Consider the following 20,797-nt stretch of genomic DNA (forward strand, 5'->3'; position numbering starts at 1 on the left):
ATAGTTCGGCCAGGGACTATGCCGGGGAAAAGGGATTTGTGCATGTTCACACCACCACCTGAAGTGAGTTATAAACTCAAAGACAACTAGCCCCTCGTTACCGCTAGCGCTCAAACGAGGGGCAGAGGGATTGATTGTCTTTTCTCTGCTGTTTTCTACTAAGGTTGAGTTCTGGAATAAGGTTTCTTAGCGCTTTGTGGGGACGAAAAAGGATCCGATCTGTTGATATAGATCGGATCCTTTTCTCGGGAATGCCCTACTGCTGAGTTACAAACTCAAAGACAACTCACCCCTCGTTACCGCTAGCGCTCAAACGAGGGGCAGAGGGGCGCGAAGGCTTTCGGCTTTGTTTGATGGGCACCGGATCAGCGAGCAAGAGATCCTGATCTGCATTAGGATGACGGTTCGAGGGGGACAGTATTAAATGTCGTTATAAACGACTACCAACTAGCCCCTCGTTTCCGCTTTGCTCAAACGAGGGGCAGCGGGGGCAGAGGGAGCCCCCTTCAGTTACCAGCTCGCTAGTTGCCCCGTACTTATGCACTCATGTACTATGGTACTCATGCACTTAATTTCCCAGTTTCCTAAAATGCAAAATATCGAATAATCAATAAGAAATGTAGAAGTGAGAAGTCGCCGGTTGTACCCGTACTTATGTACTTATGGACTCACGGACTTATGCACTCTTGTCCCTCTTATTGAGCCGGTGAACTGAGAGTCACCAGCTCAACAGCAGCAGAACTGGAAGTCGCCAGCTCAACCCACCATCGCTTCCAATTGCTCGTCATTGCTTCTCCGGCGTTTCGAGGTGAAAGCTGGCTTCGCTTTGCGCGCCATAACGATGCCGGAAGGGGGGCGCTCAGACCCGCGCCAGCGTGGGAGGGCCTAAATAGAGCTTAATTCTTCAATGCATTTCTCCAAGCTCTCTTTCCAGTGGGGAATCGTTATGCCAAAAGTCTGTTTGATTTTGGCTTTATTCATCACACTAAAGGCCGGGCGTTTGGCCGGAGTCGGATAATCTTTGGTTTCGATTGGCAGAACCCGGCATTGGAGACCCGATTGTTGCATGATTTCTAGCGCAAAGTCATACCAGGATGCTATGCCTTCGTTGGAAAAATGATAGATGCCTGTTTTCGACTTTCCTGTTTCCGGATCAGCCAAAACTTGCAGACACGTTTGTGCTAAGTCTGCAGCCCAGGTTGGGGTGCCAATTTGATCAAAAATAACCGTTAATTGCTCCCGGTCGGCTCCAAGTCGTTGCATGGTTTTTACAAAGTTGTTACCATGAGCCGAGTAAAGCCAGGAAGTGCGGATAATCACAGCTTGAGGATTATATTCCAGTACAAGTTGTTCCCCTTTTAATTTGGTACTTCCGTAAACACAGATCGGATTGGTTGGTTGATCTTCGGTGTAAGGCAAACAGCTTTTCCCATCAAAAACGAAGTCGGTGGAAATATGAATGAACAGCAACTGATGCTTTGCGGCCAATTGTGCTAAAATAGCCGGGCCAGTTGCGTTGACTGCTTCTGCAGTTTCGATGTCGCTTTCGGCTTTGTCAACAGCTGTATAGGCAGCACAATTGATGATAGCTGTGATTTTGTCCGACTGGATTCTGCCTTCAAGCTGTTCTTGATTGGTAATGTCTAATTCGGGGAGATCGGCAAAGCTAAATTGCCAATCAGGGTATTGGGTTACTAATTTTTTGATCTCAGTGCCGAGTTGTCCGTTGGAACCGGTTATGAGGATATGCATGGGATTCTTAAAATCGTTTGTACTATTAAGATCAAAATGGCTTGGTTCTTTGAACTTAATTCTGGTTTCTATTGTGTCTATTGTCTTATCAGACGGATTTCACTTTTTGACTTGACTCAAAAAGTAAACAAAAAGGTCAAGGCTGATTTTTATCTTCAACCTCCATCGTTCTAAAAGCTAAGTTCAACGGGTGATTTCCTCCTCGCGTCGGAACTTCCCGTTTGCACTAAGCTTTCAGTTTGATTCCGGTTTTGATAAAAATAGGCCGCACTCATTCTATTCGCATTCGAGCCTTTTTCAGCCTCGTTTTATTTCGCTTTTGGATAAATCGCTGCTTGTTTGAATTGCTCGTAGCTAAAATCCTTGATGACGTACATGGCCGGATGTTGCTGGTCTTTACCGGAAAGTTGAATGTCTTTTTCAGGGATTAGCCAGTCGATGCCAATTGACGGATCATTCCAGGCAATACCGCCATCGTATTCGGGCGCGTAGTAGTTGTCGCATTTGTAGGCGAAAATGGCTGTTTCGCTCAGTACGATAAAGCCGTGGGCAAAACCTTGCGGCACCCATAACTGGCGTTGGTTTTCAGCAGACAACCTTACTGCTGCATATTGTCCGTAAGTAGGAGAACCGATCCGGATGTCTACGGCAACGTCCAATACTTCGCCTTCAATGCACCGAACCAACTTGGATTGGGTGTAGGGTGGACGCTGAAAATGTAGTCCGCGCAAAACGCCGTACGACGACTTGGACTGATTGTCCTGCACAAAGTGGATTTTTCCGACAGCTTGTTCAAAAACGTCTTGCCGGAATGACTCAAAAAAGTAACCGCGTGAATCACCGAACACTTTGGGTTCGAAGATCAGCACGTCGGGTATGTTTGTTTGGATGATGTTCATGTTTTGTTGTTGAATTGTTGAATGGATTTGCGAGCGTAGCGAGCTCTTATCCCGGTTCTTGATTCGTCATTGCGATCCGGCAGTTGCCGGAGTGGCAATCTGTTGTTTATCTCCCGTCATTGCGAGCGCAGCGTGGCAATCTTTACCTGGTTTCGGGTGAGATTGCTTCGTCGTGCCTCCTCGCAATGACGCGCTCCGTAAGGGGCAGATTGCTTCGTCGTTCCTCCTCGCAATGACGAGGTCGTAGGGGGAGATTGCTTCGTCGTGCCTCCTCGCAATGACGTGGTCGTAGGGGGAGATTGCTTCGTCGTACCTCCTCGCAATGACGTGGTCGTAGGGGGAGATTGCTTCGTCGTACCTCCTCGCAATGACGCGGTTGGTGTGAGGGACAGATTGCTTCGTCGTGCCTCCTCGCAATGACGTGGTCGTAGGGTGAGATTGCTTCGTCGTGCCTCCTCGCAATGACGTGGTCGTAGGGGGAGATTGCTTCGTCGTGCCTCCTCGCAATGACGTGGTCGTAAGGGAGAGATTGCTTCGTCGTTCCTCCTCGCAATGACGGCGAAAATTACTTAACCAACTTTAGCAAATACTGACCATAAGCATTTTTGCTCAATGGTTCGGCTAGTTTTACGAGCTGCTCTTTGTTGATGTAGCCCATTTTATAGGCGATTTCTTCGATGCAGGCGATCTTTAGCCCTTGGCGGGTTTCAACGGTTTCGATAAAGGTGCTGGCATCCAGGAAGGACTTATGCGTACCGGTATCGAGCCAGGCATAACCACGCCCCATCAATTCAACCTTCAAACGACCTTCGTCGAGGTATTGTTGGTTAACCGTTGTGATTTCATATTCACCACGGGCTGATGGCTGAATTTCATTAGCCACTTTTACCACATCGTTCGTATAGAAGTATAAGCCAACAACAGCGTAGTTTGATGCCGGTTTTTCCGGCTTTTCCTCAATGGATGTGACATTGCCGTTTTCATCGAAAGTTGCCACACCATAGCGTTCCGGGTCGTTTACGTAGTACCCGAAAACGGTTGGCTTCTTCTCGACTTCCACGTTTTTACGGGCATCTTGTAACAATTGTGTAAAACCATGACCATAGAAGATATTATCGCCCAGTACCATGCAAACATCGTCATCGCCGATAAAATTTGCTCCTAAGGTGAAAGCCTGCGCAAGACCATCCGGGCTGGGTTGTACTTTATAGCTGAATTTTAAACCCAATTCTTCGCCGGTTCCCAATAACTTTTCAAAGTTGGGTAGATCCTCCGGGGTTGAGATAATCAGGATTTCCCGGATCCCTGCCAGCATGAGTACCGACAGCGGGTAATAGATCATCGGTTTATCGTAGATGGGCAACAGTTGTTTGGATATTCCCCGGGTAATGGGGTAGAGGCGTGTTCCGGAGCCTCCTGCTAATATGATTCCTTTCATGGTGTTGTTGAATTGATGATGGATGTTGATTCGTTGATTCATCATTGCGAGGTAATTAAGAAAACCAAAGGCGATCTATTCAGTAACAGTTCCTGACAAATCTTTCCATTCGGGATTAAATCGATTAATCAGATCCAACTTCTTTTTTCTTGATCCTGCCTTGATCTGCTTTTCCCGAATAATCGCTTCTTCGATACTTGTAAAACACTCGTAATAGACCAGTTTGGATACATTGTACCTTGAGGTAAATGAATCTTTATAAAATCCGGTTTTATGTTCGTATAGCCGTTTGGTCAGCGCGCTTGTTACACCGGTATAAAGTACCGTATTGTTTTTATTCGTCAGAATGTAAATGTAGCCGCCTCGTTCCATTGTTTTTATTTTATTCGTCATTGCGATCTGCCGAAACCGTCATTGCGATCCGGCTGTTGCCGGAGTGGCAATCTGCTGTTGACGATGACCGTCATTGCGAGTGTAGCGAAGCAATCTTTACCTGGTTTCGGGACAGTTTGCTTCGTCGTTTCTCCTCGCAATGACGAGGTTGGTTTTCCGTCATTGCGAGCGCAGCGAAGCAATCTCTGGCTGGTTGCGGGGAGATTGCTTCGTCGTTCGTACCTCACTCCTCGCAATGACGCGCTCCGTAAGGGGCAGATTGCTTCGTCGTGCCTCCTCGCAATGACGTGGTTGGGTTTCCGTCATTGCGAGCGCAGCGCGGCAATCTGTTGTTTAATGACGAAGGGATTGCTTCGTCGTACCTCCTCGCAATGACGTGGTCGTGAGGGACAGTTTGCTTCGGTCGTTCCTCCCTCGCAATGACGGCGTGGTAGGGGGGGATGGTTCGCTCCCTTCGGTCGCTCACCCCGCAAGTCACGTCATTGCGATCCGGCAGCTGCCGGAGAAGCAATCTTTACCTGGTTGCGGGGAGATTGCTTCGTCGTTCGTACCTCACTCCTCGCAATGACGTTACCGTTGGGCATACTGCACCTCATAATACTTCTGGTAATCCCCACTGGTCACATTCTCCATCCATTCCTCATTAACAAGGTACCAGTCAATGGTCTTTTCCAGTCCTTCTTCAAATTGCAGGCTGGGAACCCAGTTGAGTTCTTTTTGAAGTTTGGTGGAGTCGATGGCATAGCGAAGATCGTGACCGGCACGGTCTTTTACGTAGGTGATTAATTTTTCGGATGTTCCCGGTTCGCGGTTTAATTTGCGATCCATGATGGAGCACATCAATTTGATCAGGCTAATGTTAGTCCATTCGTTGTGACCACCAATGTTATAAGTTTCACCAACCTTCCCGTTATGGAAAATGACATCAATGGCACGAGCGTGATCTTCGACCCACAGCCAGTCGCGGATGTTTTCCCCTTTGCCGTAAACGGGTAGGGGTTTGTTATGCTTGATGTTATTAATAAAAAGCGGAATCAGCTTTTCCGGGAACTGGAAGGAACCGTAGTTGTTGGAACAGTTGGAAACCAAGGTTGGTAAGCCAAAGGTATCGCAGTAAGCCCGGACAAAATGGTCGGAACTGGCTTTGGATGCTGAGTAAGGGCTATGTGGATCATATTTGGTCGTTTCCTCAAATAGACCCTCTTTACCCAAGGAGCCATATACCTCGTCGGTTGAAATATGATAAAACAATTTATCTTCTGTATTATCCGTCCAAATCGAGCGTGCTGCATTCAACAGGTTAACGGTACCGATCACATTAGTCATCACAAACTCCATCGGGTTAGCAATTGAACGGTCCACGTGACTTTCGGCAGCCAGGTGAATGACACCATCAAACTGTTTCTCCCGAAACAGCTCAAACATCGCTTCGCTGTCTACAATATCTGCTTTTACAAACTCGTAATTGGGCTTGTTTTCCAGATCCTTCAAGTTGGCTAAGTTGCCGGCATAAGTCAGCTTGTCGAGGTTGACAATTTTATAATCCGGGTAATTGTTCACAAATAAGCGAACAACATGGGAGCCGATAAAACCAGCGCCACCGGTGATTAGGATTGTTTTCATTTATACTTTGCTTTATTCAGAAAAGAAGTTCTATTTATTTAATAATGTCGAGTATTCTCTGATATTTTGTTCATCATCCTTGTTGCAGATAAGTAGTGTATTGTCTTTTTCTGCAACGATAAAATTGTTTAATCCTTGAATCACGACTTTTTTATCTGAGGGGATGTTTACAACACAATTTTCCGAATCAATTATTTTTACTTGGTTGCCGATCACTGCATTACTCCCCACATTTTTAGGCAATAGGTCATATAGAGAGCCCCATGTTCCCAAATCACTCCACCCAAAGTCAGCAGGATAGACATAAATGTTATCTGCTTGCTCCATGATCCCGTAATCGACAGATATCTTTTCGCAGTTAGGAAAGTTGGTATTAATAAAGCTTTGTTCATCCAATGTAAACCAATGGGGATCTCCAGTATCGAAAAGGGAAGCCATTGTCGGGAGATAGGTTCTATAGGCATTTTCGATAGAAGATATATTCCATACAAATATCCCGGCATTCCAGAAATAGTTGCCTGCTTCAATGTATTTTTGTGCTTTCTCAAGATTTGGCTTTTCACGAAAAGCCTGGACGGGGGAAAGAGCGGAGGTTAATGAATCTTTAAATTCTGATGCCTGAATATAGCCATAACCGGTTTCCGGTCGGTGAGGCTTTATTCCCAGTGTAATAATTTTATTATGCTTTGCAGTAAACTCAAGACTTTCCTTTATAACGCGTTTAAATTCTTCCGTATTGGCTACGATGTGATCTGCAGGCGATACAATTAAATTTGCTTGAGGATTACGACTCTTTATTTTCCAGCTTGCATAAGCGATACAGGGAGCTGTATTGCGCATGCATGGTTCTAAAAGAACTTGCTCAGAGGTTAGCTCCGGTAGCTGGGATAGTGTCAGATTCTTATAACTTTCCGATGTTACGACCCAAATATTTTCAGGAGGACAGATATCTTTAAAGCGATCAAATGTTAGTTGTAAGAGTGTTCTTCCCACACCCAATATGTCAATAAATTGCTTTGGTGTTTCGGTGGTACTCATGGGCCAAAAACGACTTCCGACACCTCCGGCCATGATCACCAGATTATTGTTGTTCATAAATGGTTTGGCTTAAAGTTTAATTATTTAAAAAATTAGACTATAACGGATTCCCGCTATAGCCTAACTTAAAAACAGGAATGTATTTTGTTTATTTTATCTCTTCATAAAAGACAAAATAGACTATTATGAATTATACATATCAAGCAGGGTACCTTCTATTGTCATTCTACACTCATAATCAATAGCTGAGTATAGCTTTTTTGTGCAACCTGTCAGAACCGGGATTTCATTCTTGCGAACAAAGGCTTCATTTACTTTAACTGAGATCTCATATCCGGCGAGGCTGTTTAGGTGTTTGATAATATCCAATAGATAAACAGGCTTTCCGGAACAAAGATTTACAATGCTTCCAGTTGTATCACATTTCATTAAGCTTAAATAGATATTTGAAATATCTGAAATATGGTTGAATTCACGTGCTACATTGATATTACCCAGCTCAATTACGCTCTCCTTACGTTTAAAATGGCTAACAATCTTAGGAATAAGGAATTTCTCATCTTGCAAAGGGCCTGTATAGTTGAATGGACGCGTAATGATTAGGTTCAATTTGTCAAAGTAAGTAGTAGCCAGATGTTCCATGATTAATTTACTGTAACCATAATGGTTAACAGGTTTTGGACACATCGATTCATCCAAAATTGCTGAGTCTTGGTTCCCGTATACAGTGGCACTACTGGCAAGTATTACTTTAGTCGGCTCTAATCCTGCAATCAAAATTGCGTTTAACAGGTTTTCGGTTCCAATTACATTTACGTCGTAGATCAGAGACTTATTCATTTCGCCAACATACGAAATACCGGCAAAGTGAAGAATGTAGTTGGGGTTGATGGCATTTAAGGCATTATAAATTTCGTCAAAGTTCCTTAAATCACAAGTGATGTGGTTTTGGGATGCGTTGACTTTATTTACAGTTGTTCCAAATACCTCATAGCCCAGACCCAGCAATTGCTGTTCTACATACTTCCCGGTAAAACCATCTATCCCGGTTATGAAAACTTTGTTAGAAGCTGGTTCCCGCTGTAATTCCTGCGTTAATTGCTTTTTCATTTCTTTCAATATCTTTTTCAACCATCATCTTACATAACTCCTCAAGGGTAGTTTTTGGAGCCCAACCAAGCATCGTTTTTGCTTTCGAAGGGTCTCCAATCAAAAGTTCTACTTCGGCTGGTCTGTAAAATTCAGGGTTTACTTTCACTAAGGTTTCTCCGTTAGCTTTGTTGATACCAATTTCATTCTCGCCGGTTCCTTCCCATGCGATATTGATATCAATTGCTTTGAAGGCCATGGTTACAAAATCCCTTACGGTTTCTGTTCTGTTCGTTGCTATAACGAAGGTATCCGGAGTTTCTTGCTGCATCATGCGGTACATACATTCAACATACTCTTCAGCGTAACCCCAGTCTCTTTTGGCATCCAGGTTACCCAGTTCAAGAATATCAGCGGTTCCGAGCTTAATTCCAGCAACGGCATCGGTGATTTTCCGCGTAACAAATTCTTTCCCTCTCAGAGGTGATTCATGATTAAAAAGAATTCCACAAACACCAAAAATATCATAAGATTCCCGGTAGTTGATTGTAGCCCAGTGTGCAAAAAGTTTAGCTACCCCATAAGGGCTCCTCGGGTGAAAGAATGTCGTTTCTTTTTGAGGAATTTCGTGTACTTTTCCAAACATCTCGGAAGTAGATGCCTGGTAGAATTTTATTTTGGGATTGACGATGCGGATTGCTTCAAGTAAATGTAAGGCACCAATTCCTGTTACTGAAGCTGTCGTTAACGGTTGTTTAAAAGATACACCCACGAAGCTTTGTGCTGCCAGGTTGTAAACTTCGTCCGGTTGGATTTCGGAAATTAAATGAATACAATTGGCCTGATCTGTTAAATCAAATTCAACCAACTTTAAGTTTGGATGGTTGTGCATCCCCAATTCTTGCAATCTCCAAAAATTAACAGATGAATTCCTTCTAAATGTCCCGAATACTTTATATCCTTCAGATATTAGAAGTTTAGTCAGATAGGCACCATCTTGTCCGGTTACTCCTGTAATTAACGCTTTTTTCATTTTTTATCTGTTATTTTTCCAGTTATTATGTAATGTTTCTATTGTGGTTCTGAACTCTTCTTCAAATCGCTGTTTGCTAAACCTTTCCGCATTTTTGCGAATTTCGACTGGTTTGAATAGTTTCTCATTTTTTTCAAAATAATCAACAGCCTGGTTTAGTGACTCAGTGGTCTGTTGTTCGAAAAATACGCCTGTTGTTTCGGACTTAAAGTCTTGCTTATTGGGAAAGATTCCTTTTATGGTCTCTAAGGCACCGCCTTTGCCATAGGCAATAACAGGCACGCCACAGGCTTGAGCTTCAATCGGGGCAATACCAAAGTCTTCTTCTGCGGCGAAAATAAATGCACGTGCTTTTTGCGTTAGCTTCAGCATTTCATCCCTTCCGACATATCCCTTTAGAATTACATTTGGTTTGGCTAGTTTTTTTATCTTTTGAAAATCCGGCCCATCTCCAATAACGATCAATTTTCTTCCGCTTTCTGAAAATGCCTCTACAATGAGGTCCATTTTTTTATAGGGTACCATGCGGGAGCTTGTGATAAAATAATCGTCCCTTTCTGTCGTTAAGGTGTATAAATCGGTATCAACGGGGGGATAAATGACGATTGAATCTTTGTTATATATCTTCTTGATTCGGTTGGCTACATATTGCGAGATTGCGATATAGTAATCCGGGCGATTAGCTGTAGAATAATCCCATAATCGAAGTTTATACAAGAAATATTTTGCAATCAGACCTTTAAGGCCCTTTTCCAGTTTTGACTCTTTCAGGTACTGATGGTACAGATCCCATGCATATCTAACCGGTGAATAAACATACGATATATGTAGCTGGTCGGGTCTGGTTAAAACGCCTTTTGCAACACATGAAGATGACGATAGAATTAGTTCATAATCCGACAGATCGAATTGTTCAATTGCCAAGGGGAATAGCGGTAAGTACTGTCGGTATTTCGTTTTCCCCCATGGAAGTTTTTGTATAAAGGAGTTTTTTGTTGATTTACCTTTTAACATGATTTCCCGATGCTCAGCAGATAGGTCGTCGATTAAGGAATAATGGTCAAAATCATCCCATATATTCGTAAAACACTCTACGCATCTTTCAGCACCGCCATAGACCGTGTACCAATCGTGGATTAATGCTTTTTTCATAGTGTATTTGTCTTTTATTAAATCTTTTGAGAGATTCGGATCTTAACAGTAATGGGTAATAATTTTTTCAATTATTGCTGCAGATTCACCCCAGGAAAATCGTTCTACATTTCTTCTGCCTTTTTCTATCATGCTGTTTCTTTCCTCTCCTGTTTGGTTGCAGATTAAATTTATTTTGTTCGCAATATCGCTTGGATCATTTTGATTGCAGTAGGTAGCAGAATCTTTTAGGATTTCTCTGAAAACTGGGATGTCAGAGACTACTACCGGGCAGCTCAATGCTTGTGCTTCTAAAGGAGGCAATCCGAATCCTTCATAATGAGATGGGTATACAAATGCATTTGCGTCTTTATATAATCGATTAAGCTCTTTATCGGGAAGGTAACCAGTAAGATGAATTCTGTGTCGAATTTCTTTAGGTATTTCATTTAATTGTTCATTAAAGCTATCTGCTTTCCCTCCAACTAGCTTCAAGTGGATTTCAGGGGGCAAGTACTTCATCGCTTGAATGATACTTTGGATATTCTTCCGAGGATCTTGTGAACCTACAAAAAGAATAAAATTTGATTTTGAAGAACATTTCTTTGATTCGATTAAATTATCGGAAACAGCATTGTGTACTATTGAAATTTTATTTTCAGGGGTGCTTAATCTTTTTATAATCTCATCTTTAGAAAATTGGCTTACGGTAATAACTTTTTTTGCATGGTCTATAATTTTGGGGATTAAAAACTTATAAAATAGCCTAAATTTCCATGAGAACCATTTGGGATGAGCCAGAAAAGCTAAATCATGAACAGTTACAATATTGTTCGAATAATTTATTGGTGCAGTGTTACACAGGTTTAAAAGTAAGGGCGATTTCTGCTTTTTCAAATAAAGAGGAAGTGTAACCTGCTCCCACTGGTGGCCTCGAGTTTTTCCTACGATACTTACATTTAATTTCTGTGCGATCTCCTCATGTAATATATTTTTAGGAGCGACAAATTGTATTTCGTCTTTCAGTGAGTTTTTGAGCCTTATGGAAATTTCAATAGCAAAGCGTTGAACTCCAGTGATCTTTTGAGTTAAAAATCGAGCATTAACAAATATCATGTTTGTATTTATGAGAATGGTTTCTTAATTATTTAGATATTGCTATTTTTTGATAAATACTTTTATAGTTTTTAACCGCGGTATCTAATGAAAACTTAGAAGAGTTTTTTAATCCGTTTTCAATTAAATTATCTCTTAAGCTTTGATCTTTAATAAGATCTACAATCGCCTTTCTTACTTCTTCTGGATCTTTGGGATTTTTCACTAAAAATGCACCTAATCCTGCTATTTCATTCATCGGCGCCATGTTGGATGTAATTACGACTCTGCCAGTAGCTTGACCTTCTATAATGGGGAGGCCAAAACCTTCAAAAGAAGAGGGAAAACTAATAATATCAGCATTTCTATATTCCTGAATTAATTCTTCATTACTAATGTCTACTGGATTATGATAATTGATATTGTTAGATTCTGCTAGTCGTTTTTGTTTATCAGACATAGGTTTTAATATTCTCAAAATGCAATTAAGTCCAGTTAATGATTGTATTACAGTTTCTAAATTTTTATGGGGTTCTGTACCTACATGTAGAATAGTTGGTTTTTGAGCATTAAAGTCTTTTGGCGAATACTTAAATTCAGTATCTATTTGATCATATATGACTTGCATTTTATCCGTATTGTCCCATTTTTTCAACGAGTTTTTTGTGTGTTGAGAAATACAGATAATTTTTGTAGCATACTTAATTGGTAATTTAAACCATAGTAATTCTTTAAACTTTAGATATATATGGATACTGAGAGTGTCTTTTCTTGGTCGTGAAATTGCTGAATCGTCATGTACTGTTAGTACGGTTTTGCATCCTACCAGAGCTAAGATACAATAATGTATATCACCTGTAATATGGTTAATCCCTGTTTTGCTTCTATGTTTATATACAAACCAGAGGTTTTTCAAAATGCCCAAAGGAGTAGAACGCGGAGAAGGAACATCGTAACTAATAACCTCTTCCTCTTTAGCAATTGCATTTATAATTGGAGTGAATACTTTGTGAATACTAATGCCTACTTTAGGAGAGCGTTGGAAATAAGTAATATTCATGATTTAGTGCATGTTTCGATGAAAATCGGTATTAATAAAGAGCCCTTTATAAGGTCTAAAGATATCATCATATCCAGGTCGTACATACCCGTTTATCCCCTTAATCTGAGTGATGATCCCATAGATCAAAATTAATCCGAATAGTGCTATTCTATTCAATTTTTTTTTGAATAGGGAGAGAAGTAAGGGAATTAAAAATATTTCGACAATATTATAATAAAGAAGTCCCCGTTCAACGATTATCTGGAAAATTGTATTGTTGAATATTAAATAAATCATTGAACTTACGACATACATGTTTAACAGCAAATTGAAATATTTATTCTCTATTTCAAGTTTAGACCGGAATTTGATCAAAAAAATGAGCCAGAATATCCTTTTCACTATTGCTAAAAAAGTAAATAATGGGTTTGCCGTTATTTTATGGGCAATACCAGACATGTAGTATTCTGCTTTTGAGCTTACAGAAGAGCCAAGTAGCACAAATACAGAGGAGGGAATTTTGTTAATTAATCCAGACAACGCAATTACTATTGATAAGGAAAGTGCAATTAAAATTGTTTTGGTTGAAAAACGTCTATTTAAAAATAATGCAGGGATAAACAGTAAAATAGAAGTATGAAAAAGAAAACAAACAACAATAATGGTTATAACCTTAAAATAATCCTGTCTCTGAATATATTGTATAAGAAAAACGGCGATAACTAGGGTTAAGTATTGGCGGTTCATGCCCAGAAATGGTATCATCAGGCTGTACAACAAAAATATAGAGACAAATTTGTACGGTGAATATTTGTTTATCGAAAGGAAAAGAAACGTATAAACAAAAATCGCGTGAAATATCAAGAATAAAGTATATTCACCAGTTATGCCTCGTATTAATTTATTAATGAATTGGTAACCTGGATCAAATCGATAAACAGAATCTAAGTTTCCGGAAAGGCAGCCCGTGAAATATCTGTAATAGTTGTTCCAATCAGTACCTGTTTCCCATCTCAAACCGTCGTGGATTACCAAAAAAGCAAAAAGCACTAAAAGTAGCGAGAAAGTTGTCTTTGGGGAAAATCTTTTTATTACTGATAATCCAGCGACCAAAATCAAAAGTAAATTTGCAAAGATATACATTCGTATTTTTGCTTGATGAAATTAATTAAAGGTAAGAAATGTAAGGTAAGACAACCTTTCTTTTATCTTTATCCGATTATCAAAAAGTATTGGTGTTCTTGCTAATAAGTATAATACCCTAAAAAAGATATAAGTAGCTATATTGGAATGTTTTCTGAAATAAGTGAACATACTTTTTGTGACCATCTTTCTTTTTTGCAAATTAAAGCTTGGTTTTTTATTACTCTTACCCTCCAAATGGATGATTTGCGGACCATTGATAATATATGATTTGTAGCCTAAATCGTTTGTTCTTTTTTGCAAATCAGAATCTTCATAGTACATAAAATAATCGCGATCAAATCCATTGATTCGGTTGAATAAATCCTTCCGAATGAAAAGATCAGCTCCAGTTATGTAATCGACTATAAAATGGTTTTTATTGGTAAAGTTTAGTCGCTCAATATTGTTGTTATTCTCAAAGTAATTTCGGTCAAGGTATCCACCTAATACTAATCTCAGTATTTTCCGTTTAGACGGAAAATTTCCGGAAGAATGGATTGGCTTTTTATCAATATCTAGTAAGATTGAACCGGCCAAGGATATATCTGGATTGTGCTCTTGCTCACAATAGTCAAAGAATATCTTGACAGCGTTGTTTAGTAAGATGGTGTCTGAGTTCAGTAGAAACAGATATTTCCCTTTTGCTTGTTTGGCTCCAAGATTGTTGGCTTTCCCAAATCCTAGGTTCTTATTTGATTCAATTAATACGATTTGAGGGTATTGCTCTCTAATAGAAACAACTGAATTATCTTTTGAGCCATTATCAACTACGATAACTTCGAAACTTACTCCTCCTTTGGTTTGTTTATATATTGATTTAAGACATTGGAGAGTTAGTTCTTTCGTATTGTAATTTACAATGATTATGGAAGCGTCAATTCTCATTTATTTGATGAAATATTTTTTAATAAACTCGATGAGTCTTTTGGTAATTGTTCCAGCTCGTTTTTCGTGTTGGGTGTATTGAAATGAAGAAGATTCTCGAACATTAAAACTACCCCTAAACAAAGGGGTACATTCAATCCCGTTTTGCCAAAGTAAGTAAGCTAAACTTAATTGGTCTCTTTTACTGTAGTTTAAATACAAATTCCACCACTCATTTCCCAAGGTAACTATCTGGGGATCGTTGTGTTGCCGGAATATAATATTGTTCTCGTATAAACCAAAGTGCTTAGGGAACTTTTGCTCGTTTAAATACCGTAATTGTTTTGTTATGGTTCTTTTTCTATCTAGGCGCTCTCTGATACAAACTTCTCCCTCTTTATATATGCAGTTACGCTCAGGATGCTTGGCTATCGATATTTTAGAATTCAACTTAAGAAGTTGATCTATTCTTTCTTCTAACTTGTTGTCTAGTATTGTAATGTTTGAGTCAATATAAACGGAAATATTATATTCTTGTAAGACTTCGTGGGGCTTTAATTTTACATAGCGAGATCGTCTTAGGTTATCCTTCACTTTACTGGGAATCTGTCTGTATTGCCAGATATTATTGCTCGTATGCTTATCTGGTGTATCTGTAAAACAAATATAATCCCAGCCTTCCATGATGTATTTAGGATTTTGGAGTGCATCATAGTTGCCAGTTAGGCATGTGTAGATTACTTTTTTCATTTTTAGAAGGAATGTTAAACATTATACATTAAACTTTTATAAGGATGCCCTTTTTCGAATTGTAATAAACGTAAATAAGAACCATCCAAAGATCAACAAAAACAGAGGTCCAAGATAAAAATATAATGTTAATTTGATTAGAGGTTCCCGCTATAAGTACTAAGATAAAATATATGAGCAAGGTACTCGTCGTTGCATATGCATATAGTTTATTATAGCCGTAAGGAATAAGTCGCATAGATCCTAAATATTGACTTATACCGACTAAAACAAATGATATACATAAAATTCTAACAATACTGACTGCTTCTAGCATATCTGAACCTGCAAATATGGTAACTGCATAAGGGCTAAATATCCACAAACTGAAGTATGATATTGTTGTGAAAATTGTTGTAAATATTATCAATCTGTTGAGAAGATTTATGTCTTTAGTTTTACTGATATGTGGAAATAATACCTGGGTAACTATTGCGAGGGGAACTTTTAATAGGTTCAGAATTTTCTGTCCTAGATCATAATATGCTACTTCTTTCAATCCCAAAAATGTACCGATAATTATTTTATTTGCGTTTAAAACGATCTGTATAGATGAAGTTGACAGAAATAAATAAAAACTGTCTGAACAATATTGTTTTAAATGGCTTAATAATGGTTTTTTTAGCTTTATTTTGTGTATTTTGAATATGATGTAAAGAGATGCACTCCCAGCTATTATGGCTCCAACTCCATTTATTATTGGTACAAATAAATAGTCTGATGGTTCATGAATTAGTACAAAGATTAATGCGAAAAAGGTTATTCTACTAACTAATGTAATGTAAGTGATATATTTCATTTGTTCTATTCCTTGAAAATACCAAATCGGAAATATTACCTCATAAAGACACATCCACATGGTCAGGTAGAATAGAACTTTTGAATCCCGTGCTTGGGGAATAAAGTTTAACGCTACAAAAAGAATAGCAAGTGCAAAAACAAATAATACGCTTTTAATAATTAATACACTGCTTACAATCTCATTTAGCTTTTCTTTATTATGTCTATTAACGCTTATGTCTTTTGTTGCTGAAATGTTAAAACCAAAACTCACTAAAATTAATAGGTAGCCAACGATTGCCTGTGCATATACAATAAGTCCATAGGTTTCCTTACCCAATACCCGAATGAGATATGGATAGGTGATCAATGGGATTAGCATATTGAATACCTGAAGGGCGGATAGATATGAAAAATTTTGGATGAGGGTCTTATGATTGACCAGAGCCTGTTTTATCTTTTCAACCATAAGTGCTAATTAAAGGCTTTAAACCAACTGGCAAAATTACCGATACCCTCTTGGAGTTTTATCGATGGTGTGTATTGGGTTGCTTGTTGAAGTTCATTGGTATCAGCCCAGGTGCGTTTTACATCGCCATCCTGCATTGGCATCATTATCTTTTCAGCTTTTTTACCCAAAGCGTTTTCCATTGTGGAGATGAACTCCATTAAGTTAACCGGACTGCCGTTACCGATGTTGAATACCCGATATAAATCAGATTTATCGATGTCTTGATTTATTAGTCTGGTAATCCCTTCTACGATATCATCGACGTAGGTGAAGTCGCGTTCCATTTCGCCGTTGTTAAAAACCTTAATCAGCTCATCTTTGGTAATAGCATTGGCAAAGAGCATTGGCGCCATATCGGGACGTCCCCAAGGTCCGTATACGGTGAAAAACCGAAGTCCGGTTGTTGGGATTTTATACAAATGGCTATAGGTATGTGCCATCAATTCATTACTTTTTTTCGTCGCTGCATATAAACTTACGGGTTGGTCTACCTGGTCATTTTCAGAAAAAGGAATTTTAGCGTTTGCTCCATACACAGAAGAAGATGAAGCATATATAAGGTGTTTGACCGGATTATGACGACAAGCTTCCAGTATATTCAAAAATCCAACAATGTTGCTTTGGATATAGGCATCCGGGTTTTCAATACTGTAACGTACCCCTGCTTGTGCTGCCAGGTTAACAACGATGTTAAACTTTTCCTGCTCAAAAAGTTGATTAAGGGCTGATTTATCTTCCAGGTTTAAACGGATAAACCGGTATCGGTTATTTGTTACCGACGAGATAGTACTACCAAAGGCAATTTCGTTATAGGTCCTGTTTTTGCCTCCGGAATGGTCAGTTTCTTCGGGGGCATAAATACCTGTTTCAGCCAAACGGGCATATTTAAGATTGATATCGTAATAGTCGTTGATGTTGTCGAGACCAACTACATCATACTTTTCGTTTAATAATCTCTTTACGAGATGAAAACCAATGAATCCGGCAGCACCGGTAACTAGAACCTTCATCGTTTTAAATTGTCTTTTTTAGTTGTTTTTCCAGAGAAGCAAGCTGTTATTTGCTTTCTTTAATTGGTTATCCTCGTCTTCAATTTTAGAAGTAGAAATAAGGACCTTTCTATTAATTAATGCTTCCGCTTTCTTAACTAATTCACTTAAATACACCTTATCAATCTCTTCCCCCACCAAAACGATCTCTAGCACTTGGCTATTTTTCCCCGCCGCCATATCGCCCACCAGCCAGGCCCGTTCGAGTTTCCCCAGTTTGAGGATGACATCGTTAATAATCCGGTCAATACCCACGTGCTTTAATAATAAGCCGTGGAGATTATCGAATAAAGGGTGTTGGCGGTTGGCGGTGTATATCTTTTTGTTTTGGTCTTTGCTGGAAGTTAAAAGCCCTGCTTCTTCGAAACGATTGAGCTCTACCCGGATTGCGTTGGAAGATTCCTTGAATTCGGCTTCCAGCCCCCGCAAATAAGCAGTGGTCTCCGCGTTCAGGAAGAACTTTAGGAGGAGCTTAATGCGGGTTTGGGATGTAATGAGGGACTCGAGCAAGATTAGAATATTAGAATGTCAGAATATTAGAATGTGACTTTGTGCACGGTGAGCGGGAGACTAGTGTTCAGTTGCAGTCGCGGTGATCAGGTTCTCCGTGCGTTTCGTTACTGTTTTAAGTTGTTTCTTTCTTGTGGCTTGAAGCTTGAGGCTTGCGGCTTGCGGCTTGTTTCTTGCGGCTTTTCACGGCTCCGCCTCCTCAGTCCCATGGTGATGGGTGAGTCGGCTGTTGGTTTGCCAGGCTGCGGCAGTGGTATGGCTACCGGCCGGAGCTTTTGCAAACGCAGGCGCAAATATAGACTAGTTGGGTAAAAAAACTACTCATTTCGGAAAGTTTTTTTGTTAAGCTTTTGTTACCTGAAGAGGGAACCGCAGAGGACGCAGAGGTTTTCGCCAAGGGCGCAGAGAGAATGTGTTCAGTGATCAGTCGCAGTGTTCAGGTTCCAGGTTAGCGGCCTTTGCGTCTTCTTTGCGTTCTTTGCGGTTTCGTATTTAACCGCTAAGGACGCAGAGGTTTCGCAGAGAGAGCCCCCTTCTTATTCCCCCGGAGGGGGAAAGACTGGAAGCCCCCTCTAACTCCCCCAAAGGGGGAGGACTGAACACAGTGACTGCGACTGCGACTAATTTCTCTGCGTCTTTTGCGTCATCTCTGCGCCCTTCCGAGGTGAACTCGGAACACGTTCGCGGTTTAATTCTGCTGATGTTTATGATGGGTTATGATTTCAACCTGTCAGCGTCCGCAGGTCCTGACAGCGTTAATGCCATACAACCGATTTGTATAATTCGTGGTCAACCAATTCGTGTAATTCGTGGACCGCCTTTCTCCGCGTCTTCTTTGCGTCCTTTGCGGTTTGATTCCGCTGATGGTTATGATGGGTTATGATTTCAACCTGTCAGCGTCCGCAGGTCCTGATGGAGCCCCCTCTAACTCCCCCAAAGGGGGAGGACTGAACACTGCGACTGTGACTGCGACTGTGACTAATTTCTCTGCGTCTTTTGCGTCTTCTCAGCGCCCTCCGCGGTTAAATGCCTCCGCGGTTAAATTCCGCTGCGGTTCGCAGGCACAGCACCCGGATGGTGCTCTGTTTATTTTCGATTTTTTTGTAAGTTTGTTGTAAACAACGAGGTTTATGGCAACTGTAATTATCAATGAAAAAACAAAAGCGGGCAAGGCATTGCTGGAATATCTTCGGGCAAGCGGACAGGCAATCGTTATTGAAAAATCTGTCGCGGTAAACAGTGTTTCGAAAGGGTTAGCAGAACTGGATCAGGTTAAAAAGGGGAAAAAGCAAGGAACTCCGGCCCGTAAATTTCTATCCGACTTATGAACGAAGTTATTTTGCTCGACAATTTTATGCACGATGTTAAGCGCTTGCTTAAGAAATATCGTAGCTTAAAATCTGAGCTGGAAGTCTTTATATCGGAGACGGAGAAGAATGGCGCGCAAGGCACATCCCTTGGTGGTGGCTTGTTTAAAGCCCGCTTAGCGGTAAAATCGAAGGGAAAGGGCAAGAGTGGTGGTATGCGGATTATCTCTTATCAGGACATTATTCTGGCCAGCGATAACAACACCGTTTTCCTGGTGTCGATCTACGATAAAAGTGAAGCCTCGTCGGTGGAAATCAAACAAATTAATCAGATTCTGAAAAATTACGGGTTGTAGCAGTTCTTGTAGCTTGCAGCCAGCGGATGATTGACCCTCGTTCCGGAGCGATTGCATCGCGGGGTTCTGTGGTTCTGCGGTTTCTTATTTCTTGTTTTTTATTCGATATTGAATATTGATTATTGGAAATTAAGGCGAGTTTCAAGTTCCAGGTTTGCGACTGTGACTAATTCCTCCGCGTCTTCTCAGCGTTCTCTGCGGTTTCATCGCTTTTGCCAACATCGCGGGGTGGAGGGGACGCCTTTTATCCCGGGGTGCCGCTACGCTCTGCCCCGGGCTATAAATATATCCGCCCCTCTGGGGCTCTTCAATTTGTGTAATTAGTGGACCGCCTTTTCATTCGTGTCATTTGTGGCCAAATCAATTTGCGAAAATTTGTGGACTGCCTTTCTCCGCGTCTTCTGCGGTTTTATCGCTTTTGCCAACATCGCGGGGTGGGAGGGGCGTTTCTTTTCTATAAATATCTCCGCCCCTCCCGAAGCAAGTTCGGGACAAGGCCTGGGGCTCTTCAATTTGTGTAATTCGTGAAATTTGTGGACTATCTTTCTCCGCGCTCTCCGCGTCTTCTTTGCGTCCTCCGCGGTTTGATGACGCTGATGTTTATGATGGATTATGATTTCAACCTGTCAGCGTCCGCAGGTCCTGACAGCGTTAATGCTCCCTTCTTATTCCCCCGGAGGGGGAAAGACTGAACACTGTGACTGTGACTGTGACTAATTCCTCCGCGTCTTCTCAGCGTTCTCTGCGGTTTCATCGCTTTTGCCAACATCGCGGGGTGGGAGGGGCGTTTCTTTTCTATAAATATCTCCGCTCCTCTGGGGCTCTTTAATTCGAGTAATTCGTGTAATTTGTGAACTATGTATCTCCGCGCTCTCCGCGTCTTCTTTGCGCCCTCCGCGGTTTGATGACGCTG

At 40.8% G+C, this 20,797-nt stretch carries 19 protein-coding genes; 2 read left to right on the plus strand and 17 right to left on the minus strand.

The features are described 5' to 3' along the window. Positions 1–885: 885 nt before the first annotated feature. The 17 genes from rfbD to C8N47_RS18145 form a co-directional block, all read right to left on the minus strand. Positions 886–1,752, minus strand: a complete 867-nt coding sequence (rfbD, locus tag C8N47_RS18065; protein WP_107823980.1) for a dTDP-4-dehydrorhamnose reductase — start codon at positions 1,750–1,752, stop codon at positions 886–888. A gap of 308 nt (positions 1,753–2,060) precedes the next feature. After that, the gene (rfbC, locus tag C8N47_RS18070; protein ID WP_107823981.1) at positions 2,061–2,651 is read right to left on the minus strand and encodes a dTDP-4-dehydrorhamnose 3,5-epimerase; all 591 of its coding nucleotides are present in this window, start codon (positions 2,649–2,651) and stop codon (positions 2,061–2,063) included. Between the two features lie 565 nt (positions 2,652–3,216). Beyond that, on the minus strand, positions 3,217–4,134 hold the full coding sequence (gene rfbA, locus C8N47_RS18075) for a glucose-1-phosphate thymidylyltransferase RfbA (RefSeq protein ID WP_425436639.1): 918 nt from the start codon (positions 4,132–4,134) through the stop codon (positions 3,217–3,219). Between the two features lie 30 nt (positions 4,135–4,164). After that, positions 4,165–4,461 (minus strand): GIY-YIG nuclease family protein, encoded by a 297-nt coding sequence (locus C8N47_RS18080; protein WP_107823982.1) that lies wholly within the window; start codon positions 4,459–4,461, stop codon positions 4,165–4,167. 591 nt (positions 4,462–5,052) lie between these two features. After that, positions 5,053–6,105 (minus strand): dTDP-glucose 4,6-dehydratase, encoded by a 1,053-nt coding sequence (gene rfbB / locus C8N47_RS18085; RefSeq protein ID WP_107823983.1) that lies wholly within the window; start codon positions 6,103–6,105, stop codon positions 5,053–5,055. Between the two features lie 30 nt (positions 6,106–6,135). Beyond that, positions 6,136–7,200, minus strand: coding sequence for a mannose-1-phosphate guanylyltransferase (locus C8N47_RS18090; protein ID WP_107823984.1), 1,065 nt, complete (start codon positions 7,198–7,200; stop codon positions 6,136–6,138). Positions 7,201–7,326: 126 nt separating this feature from the next. Beyond that, positions 7,327–8,253, minus strand: a complete 927-nt coding sequence (locus C8N47_RS18095; protein WP_107823985.1) for a GDP-mannose 4,6-dehydratase — start codon at positions 8,251–8,253, stop codon at positions 7,327–7,329. Further along, positions 8,207–9,265: a GDP-mannose 4,6-dehydratase gene (gene gmd / locus C8N47_RS18100; RefSeq protein ID WP_107823986.1), complete on the minus strand. Its 1,059-nt coding sequence runs from the start codon at positions 9,263–9,265 to the stop codon at positions 8,207–8,209. The genes C8N47_RS18095 and gmd overlap by 47 nt, the downstream gene beginning before the upstream one ends. Before the next feature lie 3 nt (positions 9,266–9,268). Continuing rightward, positions 9,269–10,417: a glycosyltransferase family 4 protein gene (locus C8N47_RS18105; protein WP_107823987.1), complete on the minus strand. Its 1,149-nt coding sequence runs from the start codon at positions 10,415–10,417 to the stop codon at positions 9,269–9,271. A gap of 42 nt (positions 10,418–10,459) precedes the next feature. Further along, complete coding sequence (locus tag C8N47_RS18110; protein ID WP_107823988.1) at positions 10,460–11,512, minus strand: glycosyltransferase family 4 protein; 1,053 nt, start codon at positions 11,510–11,512, stop codon at positions 10,460–10,462. Between the two features lie 28 nt (positions 11,513–11,540). Next, complete coding sequence (locus C8N47_RS18115) at positions 11,541–12,551, minus strand: glycosyltransferase family 4 protein (protein WP_107823989.1); 1,011 nt, start codon at positions 12,549–12,551, stop codon at positions 11,541–11,543. Between the two features lie 3 nt (positions 12,552–12,554). Further along, complete coding sequence (locus C8N47_RS18120) at positions 12,555–13,676, minus strand: EpsG family protein (RefSeq protein ID WP_107823990.1); 1,122 nt, start codon at positions 13,674–13,676, stop codon at positions 12,555–12,557. A 21-nt stretch (positions 13,677–13,697) separates the two neighbouring features. Then, positions 13,698–14,603 (minus strand): glycosyltransferase family 2 protein, encoded by a 906-nt coding sequence (locus C8N47_RS18125; RefSeq protein WP_107823991.1) that lies wholly within the window; start codon positions 14,601–14,603, stop codon positions 13,698–13,700. Further along, positions 14,604–15,332: a glycosyltransferase domain-containing protein gene (locus tag C8N47_RS18130; protein ID WP_107823992.1), complete on the minus strand. Its 729-nt coding sequence runs from the start codon at positions 15,330–15,332 to the stop codon at positions 14,604–14,606. It abuts the gene before it with no gap. Positions 15,333–15,360: 28 nt separating this feature from the next. Further along, positions 15,361–16,620, minus strand: a complete 1,260-nt coding sequence (locus C8N47_RS18135; protein ID WP_107823993.1) for a flippase — start codon at positions 16,618–16,620, stop codon at positions 15,361–15,363. A 5-nt stretch (positions 16,621–16,625) separates the two neighbouring features. Beyond that, entirely contained in the window at positions 16,626–17,672 is a 1,047-nt protein-coding gene (locus C8N47_RS18140; RefSeq protein ID WP_107823994.1) for an NAD-dependent epimerase, read from the minus strand. Positions 17,673–17,690: 18 nt separating this feature from the next. Continuing rightward, a complete protein-coding gene (locus tag C8N47_RS18145) occupies positions 17,691–18,221 on the minus strand; it encodes a transcriptional regulator (protein ID WP_107823995.1) in 531 nt (176 codons plus the stop codon). Positions 18,222–19,351: 1,130 nt separating this feature from the next. Here C8N47_RS18145 and C8N47_RS18155 point away from each other — a divergent pair. Together C8N47_RS18155 and C8N47_RS18160 are read left to right on the plus strand one after the other, a co-directional pair. Then, the gene (locus C8N47_RS18155; protein WP_107823997.1) at positions 19,352–19,549 is read left to right on the plus strand and encodes a hypothetical protein; all 198 of its coding nucleotides are present in this window, start codon (positions 19,352–19,354) and stop codon (positions 19,547–19,549) included. After that, positions 19,546–19,884 carry a type II toxin-antitoxin system RelE/ParE family toxin gene (locus C8N47_RS18160; RefSeq protein WP_107823998.1) on the plus strand — a complete coding sequence of 113 codons (339 nt, stop codon included), beginning with the start codon at positions 19,546–19,548 and terminating at the stop codon, positions 19,882–19,884. Before C8N47_RS18155 ends, C8N47_RS18160 begins: the two co-directional genes overlap by 4 nt. Positions 19,885–20,797: the final 913 nt, after the last annotated feature.

It is taken from the genome of Mangrovibacterium marinum, from assembly GCF_003046625.1.
GTDB lineage: Bacteria > Bacteroidota > Bacteroidia > Bacteroidales > Prolixibacteraceae > Mangrovibacterium > Mangrovibacterium marinum.